Origin of the sequence: Acetatifactor aquisgranensis (assembly GCF_943193215.1) — a bacterium.
In the GTDB taxonomy this organism is placed as follows: domain Bacteria; phylum Bacillota; class Clostridia; order Lachnospirales; family Lachnospiraceae; genus Acetatifactor; species Acetatifactor aquisgranensis.
In genome coordinates this window covers 118,415-143,097 of record NZ_CALPDH010000011.1, presented here as the reverse complement: position 1 = coordinate 143,097, position 24,683 = coordinate 118,415, and the positions used below count along the sequence as shown (strand labels likewise).

At 51.4% G+C, this 24,683-nt stretch carries 26 protein-coding genes, 1 tRNA gene and 1 pseudogene; 24 read left to right on the top strand and 4 right to left on the bottom strand.

Annotation, left to right across the window (positions count from 1 at the left end; genetic code table 11):
• The first annotated feature begins 7 nt into the window (after positions 1-7).
• From NFS35_RS11465 to NFS35_RS11445, 5 genes are all read left to right on the top strand, one after another.
• Positions 8-1,051: an acyltransferase family protein gene (locus NFS35_RS11465; protein ID WP_251207258.1), complete on the top strand. Its 1,044-nt coding sequence runs from the start codon at positions 8-10 to the stop codon at positions 1,049-1,051.
• A gap of 179 nt (positions 1,052-1,230) precedes the next feature.
• Positions 1,231-1,452 carry a hypothetical protein gene (locus NFS35_RS11460; RefSeq protein ID WP_251207257.1) on the top strand — a complete coding sequence of 74 codons (222 nt, stop codon included), beginning with the start codon at positions 1,231-1,233 and terminating at the stop codon, positions 1,450-1,452.
• Positions 1,395-1,688, top strand: a complete 294-nt coding sequence (locus NFS35_RS11455) for an IS110 family transposase (protein ID WP_251207256.1) — start codon at positions 1,395-1,397, stop codon at positions 1,686-1,688. The genes NFS35_RS11460 and NFS35_RS11455 overlap by 58 nt, the downstream gene beginning before the upstream one ends.
• Positions 1,598-1,879 (top strand): transposase, encoded by a 282-nt coding sequence (locus NFS35_RS29660; RefSeq protein WP_251207287.1) that lies wholly within the window; start codon positions 1,598-1,600, stop codon positions 1,877-1,879. Before NFS35_RS11455 ends, NFS35_RS29660 begins: the two co-directional genes overlap by 91 nt.
• A gap of 176 nt (positions 1,880-2,055) precedes the next feature.
• Positions 2,056-3,717 (top strand): LIC_10190 family membrane protein, encoded by a 1,662-nt coding sequence (locus NFS35_RS11445; protein WP_251207255.1) that lies wholly within the window; start codon positions 2,056-2,058, stop codon positions 3,715-3,717.
• A gap of 185 nt (positions 3,718-3,902) precedes the next feature.
• Here the strand turns inward: NFS35_RS11445 and NFS35_RS11440 are convergent.
• A pseudogene (locus NFS35_RS11440) lies at positions 3,903-4,503 on the bottom strand (IS1634 family transposase); the annotation flags it as partial.
• Between the two features lie 162 nt (positions 4,504-4,665).
• Here NFS35_RS11440 and NFS35_RS11435 point away from each other — a divergent pair.
• A tRNA-Thr gene (locus tag NFS35_RS11435) sits at positions 4,666-4,738 on the top strand.
• 88 nt (positions 4,739-4,826) lie between these two features.
• Positions 4,827-5,213: a hypothetical protein gene (locus NFS35_RS11430; protein WP_251207254.1), complete on the top strand. Its 387-nt coding sequence runs from the start codon at positions 4,827-4,829 to the stop codon at positions 5,211-5,213.
• A gap of 109 nt (positions 5,214-5,322) precedes the next feature.
• Here NFS35_RS11430 and NFS35_RS11425 read toward each other — a convergent pair whose 3' ends face one another.
• Positions 5,323-6,168 (bottom strand): ABC transporter permease, encoded by an 846-nt coding sequence (locus NFS35_RS11425; protein ID WP_251207253.1) that lies wholly within the window; start codon positions 6,166-6,168, stop codon positions 5,323-5,325.
• Positions 6,158-6,925, bottom strand: coding sequence for an ABC transporter ATP-binding protein (locus NFS35_RS11420; protein ID WP_251207252.1), 768 nt, complete (start codon positions 6,923-6,925; stop codon positions 6,158-6,160). Before NFS35_RS11420 ends, NFS35_RS11425 begins: the two co-directional genes overlap by 11 nt.
• A 298-nt stretch (positions 6,926-7,223) precedes the next feature.
• Here NFS35_RS11420 and argH point away from each other — a divergent pair, with 298 nt between their 5' ends.
• The 9 genes from argH to NFS35_RS11375 all read left to right on the top strand — a co-directional run bounded on the left by argH (position 7,224) and on the right by NFS35_RS11375 (position 16,237).
• A complete protein-coding gene (gene argH / locus NFS35_RS11415; protein ID WP_251207251.1) occupies positions 7,224-8,618 on the top strand; it encodes an argininosuccinate lyase in 1,395 nt (464 codons plus the stop codon).
• 16 nt (positions 8,619-8,634) lie between these two features.
• Positions 8,635-9,720 carry an aspartate-semialdehyde dehydrogenase gene (gene asd, locus NFS35_RS11410; protein ID WP_251207250.1) on the top strand — a complete coding sequence of 362 codons (1,086 nt, stop codon included), beginning with the start codon at positions 8,635-8,637 and terminating at the stop codon, positions 9,718-9,720.
• Positions 9,721-9,757: 37 nt separating this feature from the next.
• Positions 9,758-12,010 carry a DNA topoisomerase gene (locus NFS35_RS11405; protein WP_251207249.1) on the top strand — a complete coding sequence of 751 codons (2,253 nt, stop codon included), beginning with the start codon at positions 9,758-9,760 and terminating at the stop codon, positions 12,008-12,010.
• 143 nt (positions 12,011-12,153) lie between these two features.
• On the top strand, positions 12,154-12,822 hold the full coding sequence (locus tag NFS35_RS11400; RefSeq protein WP_251207248.1) for an LbetaH domain-containing protein: 669 nt from the start codon (positions 12,154-12,156) through the stop codon (positions 12,820-12,822).
• Between the two features lie 198 nt (positions 12,823-13,020).
• Positions 13,021-13,713, top strand: coding sequence for an iron-sulfur cluster assembly scaffold protein (locus NFS35_RS11395; RefSeq protein WP_251207247.1), 693 nt, complete (start codon positions 13,021-13,023; stop codon positions 13,711-13,713).
• 26 nt (positions 13,714-13,739) lie between these two features.
• Positions 13,740-14,750: a GGGtGRT protein gene (locus NFS35_RS11390; RefSeq protein WP_251207246.1), complete on the top strand. Its 1,011-nt coding sequence runs from the start codon at positions 13,740-13,742 to the stop codon at positions 14,748-14,750.
• Between the two features lie 184 nt (positions 14,751-14,934).
• On the top strand, positions 14,935-15,480 hold the full coding sequence (locus NFS35_RS11385) for a DUF4190 domain-containing protein (RefSeq protein WP_251207245.1): 546 nt from the start codon (positions 14,935-14,937) through the stop codon (positions 15,478-15,480).
• 10 nt (positions 15,481-15,490) lie between these two features.
• Entirely contained in the window at positions 15,491-15,907 is a 417-nt protein-coding gene (locus tag NFS35_RS11380; protein ID WP_251207244.1) for a DUF2752 domain-containing protein, read from the top strand.
• A gap of 42 nt (positions 15,908-15,949) precedes the next feature.
• The gene (locus NFS35_RS11375) at positions 15,950-16,237 is read left to right on the top strand and encodes a hypothetical protein (RefSeq protein WP_251207243.1); all 288 of its coding nucleotides are present in this window, start codon (positions 15,950-15,952) and stop codon (positions 16,235-16,237) included.
• Between the two features lie 45 nt (positions 16,238-16,282).
• On the opposite strand, the gene NFS35_RS11370 is transcribed toward NFS35_RS11375, so the two are convergent.
• A complete protein-coding gene (locus NFS35_RS11370; protein WP_251207242.1) occupies positions 16,283-16,759 on the bottom strand; it encodes a hypothetical protein in 477 nt (158 codons plus the stop codon).
• Positions 16,760-16,958: 199 nt separating this feature from the next.
• On the opposite strand from NFS35_RS11370, the gene NFS35_RS11365 reads away from it, so the two are divergent.
• The 8 genes from NFS35_RS11365 (at position 16,959) to ilvC (ending at position 24,678) form a co-directional block, all read left to right on the top strand.
• Positions 16,959-19,505 (top strand): homocysteine S-methyltransferase family protein, encoded by a 2,547-nt coding sequence (locus NFS35_RS11365; protein WP_251207241.1) that lies wholly within the window; start codon positions 16,959-16,961, stop codon positions 19,503-19,505.
• A gap of 34 nt (positions 19,506-19,539) precedes the next feature.
• Entirely contained in the window at positions 19,540-19,920 is a 381-nt protein-coding gene (locus tag NFS35_RS11360) for a DUF2500 domain-containing protein (RefSeq protein WP_251207240.1), read from the top strand.
• 98 nt (positions 19,921-20,018) lie between these two features.
• The gene (ilvB, locus tag NFS35_RS11355; protein WP_251207239.1) at positions 20,019-21,632 is read left to right on the top strand and encodes a biosynthetic-type acetolactate synthase large subunit; all 1,614 of its coding nucleotides are present in this window, start codon (positions 20,019-20,021) and stop codon (positions 21,630-21,632) included.
• Between the two features lie 27 nt (positions 21,633-21,659).
• Positions 21,660-22,154 carry an acetolactate synthase small subunit gene (ilvN, locus tag NFS35_RS11350; RefSeq protein WP_251207238.1) on the top strand — a complete coding sequence of 165 codons (495 nt, stop codon included), beginning with the start codon at positions 21,660-21,662 and terminating at the stop codon, positions 22,152-22,154.
• 22 nt (positions 22,155-22,176) lie between these two features.
• Positions 22,177-22,389, top strand: coding sequence for a hypothetical protein (locus NFS35_RS11345; protein ID WP_251207237.1), 213 nt, complete (start codon positions 22,177-22,179; stop codon positions 22,387-22,389).
• A gap of 127 nt (positions 22,390-22,516) precedes the next feature.
• Positions 22,517-22,993: a hypothetical protein gene (locus NFS35_RS11340; RefSeq protein WP_251207236.1), complete on the top strand. Its 477-nt coding sequence runs from the start codon at positions 22,517-22,519 to the stop codon at positions 22,991-22,993.
• A 58-nt stretch (positions 22,994-23,051) separates the two neighbouring features.
• On the top strand, positions 23,052-23,552 hold the full coding sequence (gene ilvN / locus NFS35_RS11335) for an acetolactate synthase small subunit (protein ID WP_251207235.1): 501 nt from the start codon (positions 23,052-23,054) through the stop codon (positions 23,550-23,552).
• Between the two features lie 106 nt (positions 23,553-23,658).
• Positions 23,659-24,678, top strand: coding sequence for a ketol-acid reductoisomerase (gene ilvC, locus NFS35_RS11330; RefSeq protein WP_251207234.1), 1,020 nt, complete (start codon positions 23,659-23,661; stop codon positions 24,676-24,678).
• Positions 24,679-24,683: the final 5 nt, after the last annotated feature.

Here is a 24,683-nt window from a genome sequence, read left to right as displayed (position 1 = left end):
GAGATAAATGCAAAAGAGGATTGATATTTTGGGAAAAGGGCGTGGGGGGGTAACGTTGCTTATAGTATTGGCACATGCCAATCTGTTGATAGACAGGAACCTATTTCAGGGAGTTTTTATACAAGGGTGGTGTGGCGTTGACTTTTTCTTTATCCTCAGCGGATTTCTTATGCTGTGGACATATGACAGAGATATGAAGCCGGTTGCCTATATTAAAAAAAGATTGACTAGAATCTATCCTGTCTATTGGATATACACAGGTGTTGTTTTGACTCTGCATTTTTTTGTGGTTAAAGTGTTTGGGTCCAGATTGGTTAGTTGGATTGAGTTGGATGCAAGGGGTATTTTCCGTTCCTTTTTGTGCCTGCCTACAGATGTTGCGGCGAATGAAATGCCAATAATACCTACAGGCTGGACATTGCCATATGAAATGCTATATTATTTTGTCGCTTTATTTATTTATATTTGTGGGATAAGGTTTTTTGGGGGGATTATTGCTTGTTGGGTAGCGTTGATAATAGCTGTAAATATGGGTGATTTTAAGAATGTATACATTAGTTTTATTGGGAATCCAGTGTTTTTAGAGTTTTTTATAGGGATGTTGATTGCATGTACAGTTAAACAGAAGAAACCTAATGCAGTGAAGAAAAAGGCCGCTTTGGTATTAGGAATGATTTGGCTGACTGTTTTTTGGATTGCAGAGAATAGAGAAATAAGTGTATTGATGTCTTTCAACAGAGTGTTTAAATTTGGCGTTGCATTTATGCTAATTGTGTATGGAGGGGTAGGTATGGAATTAAGCAATGGTATACAAAAAAGAAAAGAGTTCTGCATAAGTAGAGTTCTTGATTTTTTGGAAAAAATTTCATTTTCCTTGTATTTAGTGCATTTTCCATTGATTGTCATATTAAATATATTAGGCAGAAAACTTTCGATTCCTACTACAATAAGTTTTGCCGTGATAATAGCAAGTTGCATTGTTGTGGGCGGGTGTGGTTATTATTTTGTGGAAAAACCTATTATGGATTATATTCATGCGCTACAAAAGTAAACCCTCATGCCCGCGATGCTTGGCACCACCATAAATGAAACATCGTGAGTGATAGACTATTGGTAGTTACAAGCCATAAGCTCTGGTGTATACTGGAAGTATACGGCATATAAGGACGTAAAGTAAAATAACAAGAGATAGGAAGCTGTGCCGTAAATTTATCCATCGGAGGTGTCAGAATGGAGAAAGTTTACGACAAATGTTGTGGTATTGATGTGCACAAGAAGCTCATCGTGGCCTGCTTCAAAAAAGGCAGCAAACAGGAAATACGGGACTTCGGTGCAACAACCAGGGAGCTTCTCGAAATGGCTGGCTCAAAGAGGGCGGTTGTGAGATGGTTGCCATGGAGAGCACGGCATCCTGTTGGAAACCCCTGTACATCCTTGAGACCTGTGAACTGAAAGCCATGGTAGTCAATGCCCGCCATATGAAGGCCGTTCCGGGTCGCAAAACGGATGTGAAGGATGCAGAGTGGATTGCGGATCTTCTGCAGCATGGCCTGCTTACGGCGAGCTACATCCCGGACAAGGGCCAGCAGATGCCCATATCTCTTCATGGGCGGGGCTTTGCCCTGGAAATAATGAGAGTGCGCATAAGCGTAAATCCGGTAAGACCACAAAGGGAAATGCCCTGCTGAGGGATACACTGGTTGCATGCGCCCATTCAGCGGTCAAAAACAAAAACTCGTATTTCTCTGCACAGTTTGCACGAATCAGTGCACATCGTGGGAAGAAAAGAGCTTACGTTGCGGTGGCACATTCCATGCTGGTAGCCATATACCACATCCTCAAGGACGGTGTCAAAGTAAATATTCCAGCGGTTAAATGAACTGAAACAGAAAATGATACCTGGTTTATGTGAAGTGAAAGATGCAAGGCAATAGAAACGGCATATTTTAGGGATTTTTCCGATTCTTGCCAGGTGCGTTAGACAATTAGGGCATACCTAATTGCAAGCGTTGGTAACTAATTTTAATATAAACGAACAGGGGGACATGAAGTAGAATGATTTGTACATTACTAAGCTGGGTCGTAATAGGCACATCGGCATTTTTATGGGGAACCGCTATTTTGTCTTTTTTGGAAAAATTCAATCACTACGAAGAGAAGAAATTGGACATGGTTCTGATGACAGGCCTCTGTGCGCTGACAGTTTATGCTCAATTTTTTAGCCTTTTTCGCAGGGTCAACAGAGCCGCATTTATGAGCGTGATTTTTGCGGATGCCATTATAGTGATCTTGATAAAGGGAAAAATGAAGTGTTGGCTTAGAAAATTCAGGAATATGGAAAAAGATGTTTTTAAATATCGATTTTTTGCAATTGTGGGAATCGGGATATTAGTGGCCGGTTTTGCGAGCGGGGAGGTAAGGCATTATGACACTGCTCTATACCACGCTCAGGCAATCCACTGGATTGAGGAGTACGGAGTGGTTCCGGGATTAGGAAATCTGCACAACAGGCTGGCCTACAACAGTTCGTTCCTTCCGCTCCAGGCATTGTTCAGCCTGAAGTTTTTGACAGGCCAATCACTGCATAGCATGAATGGCTTCATTATGTGGCTCTTGCTTTCTTACGCTCTGTGCTCCATGAGGTTTTGGCATAGGAACAGGATTTACGCATCGGATTTTTTGCGTATAATCATTATTCTGTATTATGCGGGCAAAGTGCGTCATATAAGCTCGCCAGAGACAGACGCTTTCGCGCTTGGGCTGACAGCCTATATTTTCAGCAAATGGGTGAATTTGATTGAAGATGGGGAAAAGAATATAGCACCCTATGCGTATTTGTGCATACTGGGAGTTTATGGTGTATCCCTCAAACTGTCTATGACGATGGTGGTGTTCCTTGTACTCTTCCCGGCACTCAAATTGGTTACAGGGAAACGATGGAAGGAAATTGCGCTTTATCTGGGATTTGGTATTGTGACGGTCATGCCTTTCTTGATTAGAAATGTTATTATTTCCGGGTATTTGTTATACCCATACCCGGAAATCGATTTGTTTCCTGTGGATTGGAAAATGCCGGCGGCAAGCTTGATAAGGGACCGGAACGAAATAAAGGTCTGGGCATGGAATCTGTGCGATGTAGCAAAAGCAGATGCCCCGTTTTCAGTGTGGTTTCCAGTGTGGCGGGAAAATATGGGAAGGACAGACTATATGCTTTTTGTCATTAACATAGCGTTGGTGCCTATTTGTCTGTGCGTGGGGGGGTATCAGGTACTGAAAGAAAAAAGGTGGGAATTCCTCCATATTTCTGGATGTATGATATCCTGTATGGTTTTTTGGTTTTTTACGGCACCTTTGGCAAGATATGGAAAAGTCTTTCTATATCTTCTGCCGTTTTATGCTATAGGGACACTTCTTGGGCGGGCCAGGGAGGGGCGGATGATAGTGATTGCTATGGCCGCTTGGGAGATTTGCTGTATTATTTCGCTGCTCAAAGGCATAAATGTAAATTTCAAGCATGTCATCATATGCGCAGATTATGCGTTGTGGGAATGTAATCCGACAGACATTGGCGGTTTACGGATATATATACCTGAAACAGGGGATCAAACGGGATATTACGATTTTCCATCGACTCCATATAAATCTGTACTAGAGCAGATTGAATTGCGCGGAGGTTCCTTTTCGGAAGGGTTTCGCCCATATCCCGCTGAGCGCTAGGTAGACGAAATTTAATGATTAGTCCACATTCCAATAAAGTGGCCGTATTGTAGCGTGTTGACTATGGGAAGACGAAGGGGAACTGCAGGAGGCTCAGGCTGTTCATAGAGGCCCACAGGGAGCCGTTGGAACGGTATCTCGTGGAGTGAAAAGGAGTGGGCGAAAGATGAAGGTCGATAATGCGATACCGCTTCCTTTAAGGTGCCGGAAAGTCTTTTCACGGACTGGGTAACAATAAAGGCACGCCCGCCCATGGAATTGAAATTCCTTATGTTCAGGAATCCGAGCCCTGCATCCGCACAGTATATGAATTTTTTCCCCCTTGAACATCTGCGTGAGCTTCTTCTCAAGCGGGATGGCGGTAGTCTGTTCGTTGTCGGAACCGGAAGTGATGCACATGGAAAGGGGGATGCCTTCCCTGTCCATGAACAGCCCCATCTCCACGATGGGGGTGGGGCGGTGTTCTTTGGACGGCCCATATTTGCGCAGGCCCCTGGCGGTTTCCCCGGTCACTTCATCCACATAATCGTCATCTTCCGTTTCTGTTTCAAAATAATAGTTGCTGCAGTCATAGAAGCAGACGGAAGTGTCCCTCTTTACGATGTTTCTGCTCTTTTCAAACAGGTGGGTGATGTATCCGTCATAATGTTCCTCCATGATGTCCATGGTCCGCATGATATGCATGTAATCAAACCGGGGCTGTTCGTAAAAGTCTGCCAGGTGCCGGTATGTACCGAGTTTGGAATCCGGATGGAGGATACGGGCACAGGTAAGGAACCTGTTTAAAAATGATAATAACAAGACGTAATAGAGTCAAATTTGCGAAAAGTTTCCAAAAATAAAAAAAGTAGTTGCAAATTATTTCAAAAGCCTGTATAATGAAAATCGGTCTTGCGAAAGGTGGTCAGAACAGTTCGACTTGACCTGCCGGAATTGTCCGGGTGATAAGCTTCTGTGGCTCAGTTGGTAGAGCGATTGATTCGTAATCAATAGATCACGGGTTCGAGTCCCGTCAGAAGCTTTTTTTCTGTTTTCTTTATCATCTTCTAAATCGTTGGTTCGTGATTGTTTTCGTATCGTATGTTTCCAGGTAAAAAGGAGGATATTTTATGACATTGTCGAGCGAGGACTTATTGGCGATATCGCAGTTGATGGATGTGAAGCTGGAGAGCATATTGGAGAGTAAGCTAGAGAGCAAGTTGCAGCCAATCAGAGACGACATACGTTTCCTGAAAGAGCAGAATGAGAAAGATATACTGCCTGGGCTGCAGAGTGTGGAGGAATGCTGTATTCCTATGCGGAACGACATACGTTTCCTGAAGCTACAGAGCGAAAATGAGGTTCTGCCCCGTATACAGAATATTGAGGAATGTTATCTCTCTACATATGAGAGGTATAAGAACGGCATCATGCAGATTGATGCCATGCAGGCAGATATCGACATCATGAAGAATGTCGTGATGAAGCACAGCGACAAGTTAAAGCAGCTGGCTTGAGGCGATAAGTTATGTAAGGCCGGAAAGCGGAAAGCTTTTGGCCTTGGCGCTGATGTGCCGCCGGCGTTGCGCGGAATCAGTGCCGGTGAAGCGACACAGTGCGGTGGAATCACATCTTGAACTGCTTTTTTATCTGATGCTCAATGAACTGTATCGACTGATAGAACCCCAGCGCAATGATGCACAGCACGATGATACTGGTAATCACCATATCCAGCTGGAATACCTGGGAGCCGTATATGATTAGGTACCCAAGTCCCCGTCTGGCCGCCAGGAATTCCCCGATGATGACGCCCACCAGGGCCAGGCCGATGTTCACCTTGGCGGTGCTGAGCAGTATTGGCACGGAGCCGGGGAGCACTACTTTGCAGAAAGCGTCCCGCCTGCTGCCGCCCAGCGTGTGAATCAGCGTAATCTTCTCCGGATCCACCTGCTGGAATCCCGTATAGAAACTGATGATGGAGCCGAACACCGCCACGGACATGCCGGCCACGATGATGGTTCGGGTGCCGGTGCCCAGCCATACGATGAACAGCGGCGCCAGAGCCGATTTCGGCAGGCTGTTGAGCACCACCAGATAGGGCTCCAGTATCTCCGACAGCTTTTTGGAGTGCCACAGCAGCGTGGACACCAGCAGGCTGAAAAGAATCACCAGCAGAAAGCTGAGCAGGGTCTCGAGCAGCGTCACGCCGATATGGGCCAGCATGGAATTGTTCCTGATCTGATCCACGAAGCAGCGCGCCACGCGGCTGGGGCTGGAGAAGAAGAAGCTGTCGATCCATTTCAGATTGGCACTGACTTCCCACAGGACTAAAAAAAGGACGAAGATGATCGTCCGCCAGGAAGCGATTTCATGGTGGTGCCGTCTGTGCTTTCTGATGAATTCCTCCTGTCTTGTCAATTCCGAAGAGGCTTTTTTCCTGTTTTTCGTTTTTCTGTTCCATTCAGCTCTCATGAGTCAGATCCTCCCATAGCATGTTGAAATACTGCTGGAATTCAGGAGCGTTCCTTGCAGCCAGAGGCGAATCGTCCGCCAGCGTCAGATGCACGGTTACTTCGTTCTTGACCACTGCCGGCCGTCCGGACAGGACGATGATGCGGTCTGCCAGGCTGACAGCTTCCGACAGGTCGTGGGTGATGATAATCATGGTCTTTCCGGCAGCGCGGATGAGACGGCAGATATCCGCGGACACGAAAAGTCTCGTCTGATAGTCCAGGGCACTGAAAGGCTCATCCAGCAAAAGCAGTTGGGGTTCCAGGGCCAACGTGCGTATCAGCGCCGCCCGCTGCTTCATGCCGCCGGACAGCTCGTCGGGACGCTTATCCTTGAATTTGTCAAGGCCATAGTCTTTTAAGAGACGGTCCACCGCCTCCAGCCGCTCCGGCGTCATTTTATGGTTCAGCTCCAGCCCTAAAGTCACGTTCCGGTAGACAGTGCGCCATTCAAAGAGATGGTCCCGCTGGAGCATGTAGCCTATCTTCGGATAGTGCAGGGAGCCGTCAGGATTGTTCACCACGATGGTTCCCTCTTCCGGGGACAGGAGGCCTGCGATGATGGACAGAAGCGTGGATTTCCCGCAGCCGCTGGGGCCTACGATGGCGATGGATTCTCCCTCCCGGACGCCGAAGGAGATGTTCTGCAGCGCTTTCGTTTCCCCGTGGAGATTGTGGTAGGAATAGCCGATGTTTTTCAGTTCCAGAATATTCTCCATATTGCCATTCCTGATTTTCTTTTTCTTATATTATATGAAAGACGGCGGGCGGGGGTTCCTTTTCCGTGAACTTGCAGGCTGTTAAGGCTTGCTTCTGTGGAATCTGCGGCAAAATTCTTTGCGGGACTGGGATAAAAAGGGGAGTTTGCACGGAGAAATTTCTCTGCAGAGCCAAAGCCGCGGCTGAAATTGTGAAAAAAGCCGACTTGATATAATTAAATATGCGTGATAGAATGTAACAAACATATTTCAGCTTTTTGATGAGATATTTTTAATGAGACAAAAATCGGAGGGAAATATGGCACAATTATGGGGCGGGCGCTTTACGAAAGAGACAGACCAAATGGTCTACGACTTCAACGCGTCCATAGGCTTTGACAAACGCCTTTTCCATGAGGATATCGAGGGCAGCGTGGCTCATGTGACCATGCTGGCGAAGCAGGGAATCCTCACGGAGGGGGAGCGGGACAAAATTCTGGAGGGACTTTCGGGAATCCGTAGAGATGTTGACGATGGTACGCTGGAAATCGATGAGACCTGTGAGGATATCCACAGCTTCGTGGAGGCAGAGCTGATTCGCCGTATAGGTGATGCAGGCAAAAAGCTCCATACCGGCAGGAGCCGCAACGATCAGGTGGCGCTGGATATGCGGCTCTATGCGAGAAAGCATGTCACAGAGGTGGACGGACTGCTGAAAGAGCTTCTTACAGTGATTCTCACCGTGATGGAAGAGAATACGGGGACCTATATGCCGGGCTTCACCCATCTGCAGAAAGCGCAGCCCGTCACGCTGGCCCATCACTACGGCGCGTATTTTGAAATGTTCAAGCGGGACAGGCAGCGCATGTCGGATATCTATGAGAGGATGAATTACTGCCCTTTGGGAGCCGGAGCGCTGGCAGGCACTACATATCCCCTGGACAGAGAGTGCACGGCTTCTCTGCTGGGCTTTGCGGGCCCTACGCTGAACAGCATGGACTCCGTGTCGGACAGGGACTATCTGATAGAGTTTCTGGCGGCGCTGTCCACTGTGATGATGCATTTAAGCCGCTTCAGCGAGGAAATCATTATCTGGAATTCCAATGAGTATCAGTTCGTGGAGATAGACGATGCCTATTCCACCGGAAGCAGCATCATGCCCCAGAAGAAGAACCCGGATATCGCGGAACTGGTGCGGGGCAAGACAGGGAGGGTCTACGGAGCGCTTATGTCCCTGCTCACCACCATGAAAGGAATCCCGCTTGCCTACAACAAGGACATGCAGGAGGACAAGGAGCTGACCTTTGATGCCATCGACACAGTGGAGAACTGCGTTACCCTGTTCACCGGCATGCTGCGTACCATGAAGTTCAGAAAGGAACGGATGGCGGCCAGCGCCATGAACGGCTTCACTAATGCCACGGACGCGGCAGATTATCTGGTGGGGAAAGGCGTGCCTTTCCGGGATGCCCATAGCATCATCGGCAGGCTGGTGCTGTACTGCGTGGAAAAAGGCACTTCCATTGACAGGCTGTCCCTGGATGAACTGCGCGGCATCAGCGATAAATTTGAAGAGGATATCTATATGGCTGTTTCCCTTGAGACCTGTGTGGAAAAGCGTCTGACCATTGGCGGGCCCGGGCCGGAGGCTATGAGGAAAGTCATAGAGAAGCATAAAGAATATTTAGCGGAAGAGAAAAGCCAGACAAAGTGAGGACGGAGGAAAGACAATGAGTGAAAAGTTAAAAGTAGGTATTTTAGGCGGAACAGGCATGGTAGGGCAGAGATTCATCTCCCTGCTGGAGAACCATCCCTGGTTCGAGGTGACCACCATAGCGGCAAGCCCCCGCTCGGCGGGCAAGACCTATGAGGAGGCTGTGGGCGGCAGGTGGAAGATGGACACGCCCATGCCCGAAGCGGTGAAGAAACTGGTGGTGATGAATGTCAACGAAGTGGAGGCCGTGGCTTCTCAGGTGGACTTCGTGTTCAGCGCCGTGGACATGTCAAAGGATGAAATCAAAAAGATAGAAGAGGATTACGCCAGGACGGAGACGCCCGTGGTCTCCAACAACAGCGCCCACAGATGGACCCCGGATGTGCCCATGATGGTGCCGGAGATCAATCCGGAGCATGTGGAGGTAATCGAGGCCCAGAAGAAGCGCCTGGGAACAAAGAGAGGCTTCGTGGCCGTAAAGCCCAATTGCTCTATCCAGAGCTATGCCCCTGTGCTGACTGCGTGGAAAGAGTTCGAGCCGGTGGAGGTGGTAGCCACCACGTACCAGGCAATTTCCGGCGCGGGCAAGACGTTCCAGGACTGGCCGGAGATGGTGGGCAATATCATCCCTTACATCGGCGGCGAGGAGGAGAAGAGCGAGAAAGAGCCTCTGCGCATCTGGGGTAAGGTGGAGGACGGAGCCATTGTCCCCGCCCAGAGCCCTGTCATCACCTGCCAGTGCATCAGAGTGCCCGTGCTGAACGGACATACCGCAGCCGTCTTTGTGAAGTTCGCGAAGAAACCTACCAGGGAGCAGTTGATTGAAAAGCTGGTGAATTTCAGCGGCGAGCCCCAGAAGCTCCAGCTGCCCAGTGCGCCTAAGCAGTTCATCCAGTACCTGGAGGAGGACAACAGGCCCCAGGTGACGATGGATGTGGATTTTGAAAACGGCATGGGCATCAGCGTGGGAAGACTCCGTGAGGATACGGTATATGATTACAAATTTGTCGGCCTGTCGCACAATACGGTCAGGGGAGCGGCGGGCGGTGCTGTGCTCTGCGCGGAGCTGCTGAAAGCCCGCGGATATATCGAAAAGAAGTAACAGAATAAATTATGATGGAACAAATAAGGAAAACAGAGTGGGAAAGAATTTATTTATTGCGGAGAAGCCCAGCGTTGCCAGGGAGTTCGCGAATGCGTTGAAAGTGAATGCGGCTTCCAGGGACGGCTATCTGGAATCGGCGGACACCATCGTCACATGGTGCGTGGGGCATCTGGTCACCATGAGCTATCCGGATGCCTACGACGAAAAACTGAAGAGATGGAGTTTCGACACGATTCCCTTCCTTCCGGAAGAATATAAATATGAAGTCATCGAAAGCTCCAAGAAGCAATATACTATTGTAAGCTCCCTGATGAAGCGTCCGGACGTGACTACGATTTACGTGTGCACGGACTCCGGGCGGGAGGGAGAGTACATCTACCGGCTGGTGGAGCAGATGTCCGGCGTCAGGGGCAAGGAGCGCAAGCGGGTGTGGATCGATTCCCAGACGGAGGAGGAAATCCTGCGGGGCATCCGGGAGGCCAAGGACCTGAAGGAGTACGACAACCTAAGCGACGCGGCATACCTGCGGGCGAAAGAGGATTACCTGATGGGAATCAATTTCTCCCGGGCGCTTACCCTGAAGTACGGAAATGCGGTAAAAGATTATCTGAAACGCGATAAGGCCGTGATTTCCGTGGGGCGGGTCATGACCTGCGTGCTGGGAATCGTGGTGAACCGGGAGCGGGAGATCCGGTCCTTTGTGAAGACTCCCTTTTACCGGGTGCTGGGGAATTTCAGGCTTCAGGACAAGGGTTTCCAGGGGGAATGGCGCGCGGTGGGAGGCGCCGGAACCCAGCCGCCGGAATCTGCCTGGTATGGTTCTCCAAAGCTCTACAAGGAGAATGGCTTTAAGGAAGAGGCGGACGCGAAGCGGCTGATCGCGCATCTGGAAGAAGCGCCGGTGGGCGATATTCTGGTGGAGAGCATCAGCCGGAAAAAGGAGAACAAGAATCCGCCCCTGCTCTACAACCTGGCGGAGCTGCAGAATGACTGCTCCAAGCTCTTCAAGATTAGTCCCGATGAGACTTTGCGGGTAGTTCAGGAGCTGTATGAGAAAAAGATGGTTACCTATCCGAGGACAGATGCCAGAGTGCTGTCCACGGCAGTGGCCAAGGAGATACATAAGAACATCGGCGGACTGAGGGGCTACGGACCGGCGTCCGGGTTCGCGGCGGAAATCCTGAATAATGGGAGCTTTAAGGGAATCGCCAAGACCAGATATGTGAACGACAAGCAGATTACGGATCACTATGCCATCATACCTACCGGCCAGGGACTGAACAATCTGAATGGCCTCGCGCCGCTTTCCGCAAAGGTCTATGAGGTAATCGTGCGCCGTTTCCTGAGCATTTTTTATCCGCCTGCCGTATATCAGAAGTTCGCCCTGTGCATCCGGGTAAAGGAAGAAAGGTTCTTTGCCAATTTCAAGGTGCTGGTGGAAGAGGGATATCTGAAAGTGGCGGTAAAGAAAGACAGCGGCGGAACGACCGCGGCGGGACGTGAGGATGCCCGGGGGAACAGCGCCGGGGGTGAGACCGGAGAACAGTCCGGGGGACAGTCCGGAGGACAGGGGGATGTATCAGGAAATGCCGCGGGCAATGCCCCTGGCGGCAAATCTGCCGGGAAAGGCGGAAATACCAGGGCAAAAGACGGTGAGAGCATGGAAGAAAGGCATTCCATGGAAGAAAGGCATTCCATGGAAGAAAGGCATTCCATGGAAGAAAGGCATTCCGAGGAGACCGAGATAAAGTGCGACGAGGAGTTCATAAAGCTGCTGGGGGCCCTGAAAAAGGGGGATAAGCTGGCGGCGGATTCCTATGAGGTGAAAGAGGGGGAGACTTCCCCGCCCAAGCGCTATACCTCGGGAAGCATCATTTTGACCATGGAAAATGCAGGGCAGTTCATCGAGGACGAGGAGCTGCGGGCCCAGATCAAGGGCAGCGGCATCGGCACCAGCGCCACCAGGGCGGAAATCCTGAAGAAGCTGGTGAACATCGAGTACCTTGCCCTGAACAAGAAGACACAGGTGCTGACCCCTACCCTGATGGGAGAGATGATATATGACGTGGTGGAAAGCTCTATCAAGGCGCTCCTGGATCCGTCGCTGACAGCCAGCTGGGAGAAAGGGCTTACTTTGGTGGCGGAGGGGGACATCACATCGAAAGAATACATGGACAAGCTGAACGGTTTTGTGGGGCGCAGGACGCAGTATGTCAAGCAGCTGCACAACCAGAGGGCGCTGCACGACAGATTCCAGGCGGCTGCGGCGAACTATAAGACTTCCTGAGTTCGCATGAAAGGCCATCTGTTTCTTCCCTTGCCGGTGAAGGCACGATTATCCGGCAGCAGGAAGAATGGCAAGTTTTGGCGGCCGCGCGTATAATAGCGGTTGCAGCGGCAGAAAATCTGCCCGGGGAGGATTGACAGAATATGAACAAGATGATTACGGTTTCAGAATTATATGATTTAAAGGAGACGATTGCGGCGGAATTGCTGGAAGAAGCGACTTATCCCTGGGAGGTCCTCCCGAAGATACATGATTTCATCATCCGGCTGGGCGAGAGCCTTTCCAAAGACATCTATGAGGAACGCGGAGAGCGTATCTGGGTGGCAAAATCCGCTAAAGTGGCTCCCACGGCCTGCCTGAACGGTCCCCTGATCATAGATGAGGACGCGGAGATCCGGCACTGTGCTTTCGTCAGGGGAAACGCCATTGTAGGAAAAGGCGCCGTGGCAGGCAATTCCACAGAGCTGAAAAATGTCATTTTATTCAATAAAGTCCAGGTGCCCCACTACAATTATGTGGGCGACAGCATCCTGGGCTTCAAGGCCCACATGGGGGCCGGCTCCATCACCTCCAACGTGAAAAGCGATAAGTCGCTGGTAGTGGTTAAAGGAGATGGCATTTTCATGGAAACCGGCCTGAAAAAGATGGGAGCCATGCTTGGCGACAATGTGGAAGTGGGCTGCAACAGTGTCCTGAATCCCGGAACCGTCATCGGCCGGAATACCAGTATCTATCCCGCGTCCATGGTGCGGGGCGTGATTCCCGCCGGAAGTATCTATAAAAAGGCTGCAGAAATAACGGAAAAAAGATAATGCATTATCGGCATAAGGAAAATAGCCGGAAAACCCTCCATTTTTACAAAAAATACTAGATTTTTTCCCATAAATATGAGAGAATGAAAAAGGACAAAATGGAGAATCAATTTCCAAATGGACAAACAATGGAGAGGACGCTTTGCGGACTTTCTATTGTCATGAATAATAACATACATAATCGAAAGGAGATTTCACATGATTTATTCAAAGGAAGTTGAAGAAATGTGCACAGTCGCTCAGGGTGTGCATCATGGTTGTGCGCCGATTCCCGAAGAAGCGAAGTGGGTTCAGGCGAAAGAGGTCAAGGACATTTCCGGACTGACACATGGCGTGGGCTGGTGTGCTCCTCAGCAGGGCGCGTGCAAGCTGACCCTGAATGTAAAAGAGGGCATCATCCAGGAGGCGCTGGTGGAGACCATCGGCTGCTCCGGCATGACCCATTCCGCAGCTATGGCTTCCGAGATTCTTCCCGGCCTGACCGTCATGGAAGCTCTGAACACTGACCTTGTGTGCGATGCCATCAATACGGCCATGAGAGAGCTGTTCCTGCAGATTGTCTACGGACGTACCCAGAGCGCGTTCTCCGAGGAAGGCCTGCCTGTAGGCGCCGGCTTAGAGGATCTTGGAAAGGGCCTGAGAAGCCAGGTCGGTACCATGTACGGCACATTGAAGAAAGGTCCCCGTTATCTGGAGATGGCAGAGGGCTATGTGACTGGTATCGCTTTGGATAAGGATGATGAAATCATCGGATATCAGTTCGTGAACCTTGGAAAGATGACCGACTTCATCAAGAAGGGCGACGATCCCAACACCGCATACGAGAAAGCTAAGGGCCAGTATGGCCGTGTCGACGATGCCGTGAAGATTATCGATCCCAGGAAAGAATAATAAAAGGATAAAGGAGGACAGGAAAAATGGCTTTATTTGAATCATATGAAAGACGTATTGATAAAATTACGGAAGTACTGAACGGCTATGGTATCTCCTCTATCGAAGAAGCAGAGAAGATTACCAAGGACGCAGGACTTGACGTATATGAGCAGGTGAAGAAGATTCAGCCCATCTGCTTTGAAAATGCATGCTGGGCTTACACAGTGGGCGCTGCCATCGCCATCAAGAAAGGCTGCCGCAAGGCTTCCGAGGCTGCCGCTGCAATCGGCGAGGGGCTTCAGGCATTCTGCATCCCCGGATCCGTTGCGGATACCCGTAAGGTGGGCCTTGGCCACGGCAATCTGGGCAAGATGCTTCTGGAAGAGGATACCGACTGCTTCTGCTTCCTGGCAGGACATGAGTCTTTCGCAGCTGCAGAGGGTGCTATCGGCATCGCAGAGAAAGCCAACAAGGTTCGCCAGAAGCCGTTGCGCGTTATCCTGAACGGCCTGGGCAAAGACGCGGCGAAGATCATCTCCCGTATCAACGGCTTCACATTCGTGGAGACAGAGTACGATCCCTATACCAACGAAGTAAAGGAAATCGAGAGAATCCCTTATTCCGAGGGACTCCGCTCCAAGGTGAACTGCTATGGTTCCAACAGCGTTCCCGAAGGCGTGGCCATCATGTGGAAAGAGAACGTGGACGTATCCATCACCGGCAACTCCACCAATCCCACCAGATTCCAGCATCCTGTAGCAGGTACCTACAAGAAGGAGAGGACCGAGGCGGGCAAGAAGTACTTCTCCGTTGCTTCCGGCGGCGGCACAGGACGTACCCTGCATCCCGACAACATGGCGGCAGGCCCTGCTTCCTATGGCTTTACCGATACGCTGGGACGTATGCACTCTGACGCCCAGTTCGCTGGCTCTTCCTCCGTTCCCGCGCACGTTGAGATGATGGGGCTCATCGGCATGGGCAACAATCCCATGGTCGGCGCTACCGTGGCTGTAGCTGTGGCCGTGCAGGAGGCTGCTGACGCAGGCAAATTCTGAAAACGGCTGCAAGTTAAAAATTTCGACATAACAGACATGAAAACGCCGCGATTATAAAGTCGCGGCGTTTTTTCATATTTTATATCTTAAATTTTCATTTTTATATGGAAATATCCCTGACACTATTGTATAATAAAAGATAGTGAACATTCTTTAGACAAACAAAAATCAGGGAGATGATGCGATGGGGAAGAAGATTTGTCCGATATGCGGGTTCCAGGATAATGAAAACGCGGCTTACTGCCGAGAATGTGGTGCGAAAATGACGGAGAGCGGAGGTGACGCATGGTCTGACTATGAACAGAAGGGCCAGTACAGCGGCGGTCAGGACAATACGTCTCAGGCATCTGCTGGCAGTGGAACAGGCCGGCAGAGCACGCAGTACAATAATTATCAGGACTATACAGCGAATATTCCTTATCGGCAGAGCGCTGACGATTTCGGCTCCAACAATGGGGCCAATGGGCTTCAGATTGCCGGACTTGTGTGCGGCATTCTGGCGATATGCTCCTGCTGCTGTTACGGAGTCCCGGCTGTCATACTGGGCATAGCCGGCATCATCTGCGCCGCCATGGGCAACAAGACCAGCAAAAACGGCATAGGTACAGGTGGCCTTGTATGTTCCATCATCGGCCTGATTCTGGGGGTCATCTCGACGATTTATTATGCCATGGCAATCGGCCAGATGTTACAGACAGGTTATTTTAACGAAATCCTGGATATGATGTAATAGGACATAAATGGGCAAGAAGAGGACATTAGAGACAGAACTGTTTTATATCGGACTTATCTTTCTGGGGCTGGGAGCCGGAGTGTGGGCACTATACCATTTCGCGCTTCAAAACAGGATACCGCGGATGCCCTGTTTTTTTGATGAGGTATTCGGCATCTACTGCCCCGGATGCGGCGGGACAAGAGCTTTGACTGCGCTGCTTCACGGCAGGCTGCTGTCGGCTGTCTGGTACCATCCGCTCATTCCCTATGCCGCGGTAATCTGCGGCGGGTTCATGGTGACCCAGGGGCTGGAGCGGCTGGGTGTCGGGCATGTAAGGGGGTGGAGATACCATAACTGGTATCTGGGCGCAGGCGTAGGCCTGATTGCCCTGAATTTCATCGGCAAGAATATGCTGCGGCTGTTCTGGGGCATTACTATGTAGACTATGGAAAAAAATAGAACAAAAGAATTGGAGGAAACGGCTATGGATAGAAAGACGACAGGTATAGTATCTTATCTGACGATTGTAGGGTGGTTTGTGGCGTTTTTTGCAGGAGACAAGGAAGGTGCGAAGTTCCATTTGAATCAGGGGCTTGTAGTGCATCTGGCATTTATCGTCCTCTTCATCCTGGGATATATCCCCATCATCAGATGGTTCGTATGGATTCTGAGAATCGTGGCATTCGCCTGCGGCGTATTGGGCGTGGTATATGCATTCCAGGATCAGGACAAAGAAATTCCGCTGCTGGGAATCATTAAGCTTCTGCAATAACGGGTTGAAAGAGAACACCCACCGGTTCTGCGCCGATGGGTGTTTTCATTCGGTTTGGTATTCGATGCTCAGGTCCGCGTCCGTGGGCTCTTCTCCATGGAGGAAAGAGATGATGATCTGGATTCGTTTGTAGGCCTTGGAATAGTTCTGCTTGGCGTATTCCGCGGTGTACTCGTCGTAATTGCTGCTGCCGTAGGCATCGTGATAGCTTTTCACAGCCTCTGTCATATATTCGCTGGATTCATCGGCCAGATTTTCCAGATAATCAAATTCCTGAGGGAAATCCAGCTGCGCGAAATCCTGGAAAGTGCTGTCCAAATCGTCCAGACAGTCGAGGAGCTCTGTGACGGCGGCGTCTGACTGCGCATCGATATGGTTGATGGAATCGTCTATTTCAGAGATTCTGGTACAGAAATCGTCCATGCTTTTTCGGAACCGGGATAGCTCGGTGTCCTCGCCGCAGGCGGTCAGTATGACAGCGATAAAAAGCGCTGGAAAAATGACAGATATCTTCTTTATCAATTGATTTGACCTCCGTTTTCATGCCTTTTAAACAAAATACTCTTCCAACTTACCATATTTTGCCTATTTCCGCAACCGTTTTTATTGCTAAATTGGATAAATCCACCCCTTTACGATTAAATTATGTCTGTGGTATGATAAAGGTTAAGATTTTCAGAGGATATAAGATGCAGGAACAGACAGCAGGATCGAGGATACTATGACAAAAAAAGAATTTGAGGCTATCGCAAAATCATACATATACCTGGACGGAGCTACAGGCTCCAATCTGGTCAGGGCAGGCATGCCCTCCGGAGTGTGCCCGGAGCAGTGGATTCTGGAGCATCCGGATGTGATGTGCAATCTCCAGAGGCAGTATGTGGCTGCAGGCACGGACATCCTGTATGTGCCCACCTTTACAGCCAACAGGATCAAGCTGGCGGACTATGGGCTGGCGGACAGGCTTGAGCCCATGATAAAGGGACTTGTCTCCATTTCCAGACAGGCGGCTTTGGAGGCAGGCAGGCCGGTGTACTTGGCCGGGGATCTGACCATGACGGGAGGGCAGCTCTCTCCTGTCGGTGAGATGGAACTGGAGGAGCTGATAGATGTCTATAAGGAGCAGATAACGGCTCTGCGGGACGCAGGAGTGGATCTGCTGGTGGTGGAGACCATGATGAGCCTGGCGGAGGCCAGGGCGGCGCTGATTGCGGCTAAGGAGGTCTGTGACCTGCCGGTGATGGTGACCATGACCTTTGAGGCGAACGGAAGGACATTGTACGGAACGGATGCGAAGACGGCGGCCATCGTGCTGGAATCTCTGGGCGCTGCGGCCATCGGGGCCAATTGTTCCACGGGCCCGGCCCATATGGAACAGGTAATCGCGGACATGGTCTCCTGTGTGGAGGTTCCCGTCATCGCCAAGCCCAATGCGGGACTGCCTGTTCTGGACAAAGACAGGCGCACCTGTTATGATATGGATGCGGATACCTTTGTGGAAGAGATGAAGATACTGGCGGCGGCAGGCGCTTCTGTTTTGGGCGGATGCTGCGGGACGACGCCGGAATATATAGAAAAGCTCCATGCATGTTTTGGGACAGGCTCTGTTCCTGAAAGGACTGGAAAAAGCAAAGGGATGCGCTATCTCGCCTCAGAGCGCAGGACAGTCGCTTTCGGTCTGGACGGCAATTTCCTGATTGTAGGGGAGCGCATCAACCCCACAGGCAAGAAGCTTCTGCAGGCACAGCTGCGGGAAGGGGTTTTCGACAAGGTGACGGAGTACGCGGAGGAACAGGAGAGAAGCGGCGCGCAGATTCTGGATGTGAACATGGGTATGAGCGGCATCGACGAGAAGGAGACCATGCTGCGGGCGCTGGAGGAGGTAGGAGGCGTATGCCATCTGCCGCTCTCCATAGATTCCAGCCATGTGGACGTACTGGAGGCGGCGCTGCGTCATTATCCCGGCAGGGCGCTGGTGAATTCGGTTTCGCTGGAGGCGGAGAAATTCGAGAAGCTTCTGCCCATCGTGAAGAAATATGGCGCCATGTTCATTCTGCTGCCTCTTTCGGACGAGGGACTGCCAAAGAGCCTGGAAGAAAAGATACATATCATAGAGACCGTGCTGGAGAGGGCGTATTCCCTTGGGTTTAAGAAAGAGGATGTCATCGTGGACGGCCTTGTGTCTACCGTAGGCGCCAACAGGAAAGCGGCGCTGGAGACGCTGGAGACTATCCGCTATTGTAAGGAGAGAGGGCTTGCCACAATCTGCGGCCTGTCCAACATTTCCTTTGGCATGCCGGAGAGGGGATATGTCAATGCGGCTTTCCTGACCATGGCTGTCAGGGAGGGGCTGACCATGGCCATCGCCAATCCCTCACAGGAACTGCTGGTCAGCTGCGTTTTTGCCTCGGATCTGCTGCTCGCAAAAGAAGAGGCGGATATACGTTATATCGAATATGCAGGCACGTTAGCCGAAAAGAGGGAAAAGGCAGTGTCGAAGCGAGACACATGCCAAAACGCAGTCCATCAGATTTCTGACTGCCGGGATATCGCCTCTTTGCCGGAAGCGGGTAAGGATGGGGGAGGAAAGCCGGGAAGAGAAAAGGCGGAAGATAAGCCATCCGTGACGAAAGCAGAGAACGCCTGCCGGAGAACGCTGTACAATTCCGTCCTCAAGGGCAACCGCGCCGGTATCGCGCAGCAGACCAAAGATGCCATCAGGCAGGGGGAAGAGGCGCAGGCGCTGCTCCATGAAGTGCTGCTGCCGGCCATCAATGAGGTGGGCGAGCTGTTCGACAAGGGGAGATATTTCCTCCCGCAGCTGATTGCCAGCGCGGAGGCCATGAAGAACGCTATCGAGATTCTGGAGCCGCTTCTGCTAAAAGCGACAGAGGGTGATGACATGCCTGTAGTCGTCATCGCCACCGTGGAAGGGGATATCCATGATATCGGAAAGAATCTGGTGGCGCTGATGCTGAAGAACTACGGCTTTAAAGTCATCGATCTGGGCAAGGATGTGCCCAAGGAGGAAATCATCCGCGCCGCCAGAGAGAACGGTGCGAAAATCATCGCACTGTCGGCTCTGATGACCACCACCATGCAGCGCATGCGGGAAGTCATCGCTTACGCAAAGGAAGAGCATGTGGACGCAAAGATTATGATTGGAGGCGCGGTCATCACGCAGGAGTATGCAGATGAAATCGGCGCGGACGGCTATTCTGCAGACGCGGCGGAGGCAGTCAGGCTTGCCAGGCGGCTTGTGCAGTAAAGGGCTTTGAACCAGAACGATGTAGGAGGTTGCCATGGGATTCTTTTTCAGCAGCGGTCTTTTTGAAGTATTTTTCATTCTGGTGTTTGTTCTGATACTCGGTATGTTTGTTTTGACTATCGTGCGGGGTATCGGCCAGTGGAGCAAGAATAATCAGTCTCCCAGGCTGGCGGTGGAAGCCAGGGTCGTCTCGCGGAGAACATCTGTGCATCATCACCATACAGGAGCGGCCGGGGATTATGGATGCCATACATCTTCCTCCACATCCTATTATGTTACCTTTGAGGTGGAGAGCGGCGACAGGATGGAATTTCACCTGAGCGGTTCTGAATATGGGATGCTGGCGGAGGGAGACAGGGGCAGATTGAGCTTTCAAGGAACGAGATACCTGGGATTTGATAGGCACCCTGATTGATATATCATTGCCGACAGAAATATCGGACAAATGAAAAGAAAGAATTGCGGTATGTATTCCGGACAGTTTCGCATCACGAGAATAGAGGAGGAAAATACATGATAGGTGCAGATGCCATTGTCAAATGTTTGGAGGAAGAAGGGGTCACAACGGTGTTCGGGTATCCCGGCGTAGCCATTTGCCCTTTTTACAACAGTATCCTGGAGTCGGACATCCGGACGATTCTGATCCGCACGGAGCAGAATGCGGCCCATGCGGCCAACGGCGTGTCCAGAATCACGGGAAAGCCCGGGGTGTGCGCGGTCACTTCCGGCCCGGGAGCCACCAATGTAATCACAGGCATCGCCACGGCCTTTGCGGACAGCATTCCGCTGATCTGCATCACCGGCCAGGTGAACAGCGAGCTTCTGGGCAGTGATGTGTTCCAGGAGGCGGATATCACGGGGGCGGTGGAATCCTTTGTGAAATACAGCTACCTGGTGAAAAATGTGAATGACATCCCCAGAGTATTCAAGGAAGCATTCCATATTGCGAATACCGGCAGACGGGGGCCCGTTCTCATCGATGTGCCCATCGATATCCAGAATGCCACTATCAGCAAGTTCAAATACCCGGAGACAGTCTCTCTGCGCACCTATAAGCCTACGGTCAAAGGAAATGCAGTGCAGATCAAAAAGGTGGTAAAGGAGCTGGAGAAAGCCAAGCGCCCCATTATCTGCGCCGGAGGCGGGGTGCTCTTAAGCGGAGCGGAGGAGGAACTGCGCCTATTCGCGGAGGCCCACAATATCCCTGTGGTGTCCACTATGATGGGAATCGGCGTCATGCCTACGGACCATCCTCTGTATTTCAGGATGGTGGGGAATAATGGGAAAGCCTATGCCAACCGGGCCATGAATGAGTCGGATCTGCTGATTATGGTGGGAGCGAGAGTGGCTGACCGGGCGGTGAACCAGCCGGACATGATCACCCGGAATAAGGTGCTGGTGCACATCGACGTGGATCCTGCGGAAATCGGCAAGAATGCGGGCCCCACCATCCCGCTGGTAGGGGACGCAAAACACATCTTTGAGGATTTGAAGAATGAGGAATTCTCCTGTAATTGCGGGGAATGGATAGAGACACTGAAAGGCTACCGGCGGACAATGGCTGCGAAGCGCAATCCTGATCCTGCCTATGTGGATCCCGCGGCATTCATCATGCGGCTCACGGAGAAGATGCAGGAGGACGCGGTCTATGTGGCGGATGTGGGGCAGAACCAGATTTGGTCCTGCGGCTATGTGAAAGTGCGGAATGGGAAATTCTTCACCACAGGCGGCATGGGCACCATGGGCTATTCCATTCCTGCCGCCATGGGCGTGAAAGTGGCTGAGCCAGACAGACAGGTTGTGGCGGTCTGCGGGGACGGTTCTTTCCAGATGTCCATGATGGAGCTGGCCACCATGTGCCAGCACCATATCCCTGTGAAAATCGTGGTGCTGAAGAACAATTATCTCGGCATGGTGCGCCAGTACCAGCATTTCACCTATCAGGACCAGTATTCCGTGGTAGACCTGTCCGGGAGCCCGGATCTGGAGAAGCTTTCCGCGGCTTACGGCATTCCGTTCCTGCGGCTGGAGAGCATGGAGAAATGTGACGAGACCATAGAGGCATTCCTGGAAAAGGATGAGTCCATGCTGCTGGAATGCGTGATCGACCCTATGGATCTGGTATAGACAGGGACTGGGATAGGAGGATATTTTATGAAGAAAAGAATATATTCTGTACTGGTGGAGAACCGTTCCGGTGTACTGGGCAAGGTGGCGGGCCTGTTTGCCAGGCGCTGCTTCAACATAGACAGCCTTGTGGTGGGAGAGACGGACAACAGCGACGTGTCCTGCATGACCATCGTCAGCAGTGGGGACGAGCGCACCATCGAGCAGATAGAGAAGCAGCTGAACAAGAAGCTGGACGTCATCAAGGTGAAGACCTTCGCGGAGCAGCAGTGCATCGCCAGGGAGCTGATGCTTATCAAAATCAGATACAACAAGGGCAACCGCCGGGAGATCATGGAGCTGTGTGAGATCATGAAGGCCCAGATCGTGGATATGTCCAAGCATTTCATGATGATCCAGATCTGCGACGAGCCGGAGAAGATAAAGCTCATGATCAAGATGCTCCAGACCATCAGCATCGTGGAGGTGGCCCGCACCGGAACGGTGGCGCTCTCCAAGTGCGCGGAGAATGACGAGGGCTGACGGCTTTTGAAGGATAGGCTGAATGGATACACAGCTGCTTCGGGGAGAACCAGACGGCCTATTATGTCATGGATTTCGTGGAGGGGCCAGCCTGGATGCCTATATTAAGCTGGCAGGGCAGTACATCATTGAAGAGGTACTTGGACAGGACGGAGTTGGTATCACCTATAGAGCGACGGAGAAGCTGCAGGCTTTCAGGCAGGCGCTTTCAGGGGAGGACGCCCCGGTGTCTTAGGATGATAGGAAAGCTTGGATAAGTCGATGTTTTCGTGGGATGCTTCGCGGGATGAGCGTTAGTGTTGACATTTAGTCCGGAACTTGTTATGATAGCGGAGGAATTTTAAGAAGGAGATGTCTTGAAGATGGAAGAAATGCATTCCGCAGAAATGCGGCTGAATGAGCTGCTGCAAAAATGGCGCAGGATTCTGCGCTTGGAGGAAAGCTGGGACGTGAAGCTGGAAATCGTCATGGAATCCTCCTTTCAGAAGACCGGCGACCTGAAAGTGGACTGTACGGATAAGAAAGCAGTTCTGATGCTCAATGGCATGAATCCGAAACAGGAAAATCTGGAGGAGGTCATCGTGCATGAGCTTCTGCATCTGAAGCTATATCCCTTGGATCAGGTGACGGAGTCATTGATTACCTCCAACTATGAGGAGGGCAGCGGTGCTTATCATTTCGCCTACACCCAGTTCATGGTCACATTGGAGGTCACGGTGGAGGAACTGGCCAAATGCTTTTTGCTGCAATATGGCGATGACAGGGAATTGTCCTACGGCAGATGCCATACCATGAAAAGCTATGACGAGCTGTTCGAGGGATTGAAGCCGCTGGAGTGAGACGAAAACCAAAAGAAGAGCGGATTATAAGTGAGTCAGAAAGAGAGGATGAGGTTTGATGCAGAAGAAAGTGTTCCAGTTGCTGGTCAACAATACATCCGGCGTCCTGAGCCGGATTTCAGGGCTTTTCGCCAGGCGCGGCTATAATGTGGAGAGCATTACGGCAGGGGTGACCTCGGATTCCCGCATCACCCGCATCACGATTGTGGCTTCCGGCGACGACGAGATTCTGGAGCAGATTGAGAAACAGGTGGCCAAGCTGGAGGATGTGCGGAACATCAAGGAACTGAAGCCGGAAAAGAGCGTATACCGGGAGCTGATTATGGTCAAGGTGCGCGCCACCGCGGAACAGAGGCAGGGAGTCATCTCTGTGGCGGACATCTTCCGGGCGAAGATTATTGATATCGCACCGGAGAGCCTGATGATTGAGCTGACGGGCAACCAGCAGAAGATTGACGCTTTTATCGGTCTGCTGGAGGGATACGAAATCCTGGAGCTGGCCCGGACAGGCATAGCAGGGCTGGGGAGAGGAACGGAGCCTGTGGTGCGCTTCGACTGACCGGGTCAGTCGGCTGACGGGCTGAATACACATGTATTTTCGACTCAGGGAAAGCTTGTTTTCCCTAGGCTGGAAGAATAAAACAACCAAATGGAGGAAAAGTAAAATGGCAAAGATTTTTTATCAGGAAGACTGCAATCTGTCCCTGTTAGAGGGAAAGACTATCGCAATCATCGGCTACGGCAGCCAGGGTCATGCGCACGCGCTGAACCTGAAGGATTCCGGATGCCATGTGATCATCGGTCTGTATGAGGGCTCCAAGTCCTGGGACAAGGCAGTGAAGCAGGGCTTCGAGGTGTTCACCGCCGCGGAGGCCGCGAAGAAAGCCGACATCATCATGATTCTGATCAACGATGAGAAGCAGGCTGACCTTTACAAGAAAGACATCGAGCCCAACCTGGAGGAGGGCAACATGCTGATGTTCGCCCATGGATTCAATATCCATTTCGGCTGCATCGTGCCGCCCGCCTATGTGGACGTGACCATGATCGCGCCCAAGGGACCCGGACATACCGTGAGAAGCGAGTACCAGGAGGGCAAGGGCGTTCCCTGCCTGATTGCTGTGGAGCAGGATGCCACAGGCAAAGCACAGGATATCGCACTGGCATATGCGCTGGGCATCGGCGGCGCAAGGGCAGGCGTGCTGGAGACTACTTTCCGCACCGAGACCGAGACAGATCTCTTCGGCGAGCAGGCCGTGCTGTGCGGCGGCGTCTGCGCCCTGATGCAGGCAGGCTTCGAGACACTGGTTGAGGCCGGCTATGACGAGAGGAACGCTTACTTCGAGTGTATCCATGAGATGAAGCTCATCGTAGATTTGATTTACCAGAGCGGTTTCGCCGGGATGCGCTATTCCATCTCCAATACGGCCGAGTATGGCGACTACATCACCGGTCCCAAGATTATCACCGAAGAGACCAAGAAAGCTATGAAGAAGATCTTAAGCGACATCCAGGACGGAACGTTCGCGAAAGAATTCCTGCTTGATATGTCTCCTGCCGGAAGACAGGTTCACTTCAAGGCCATGAGAAAGCTGGCCGGCGAGCATCCAGCGGAGAAAGTGGGCGAGGAGATCAGAAAGCTTTACAGCTGGAACAATGAAGAGGACAAGCTGATCAACAACTAATCAGT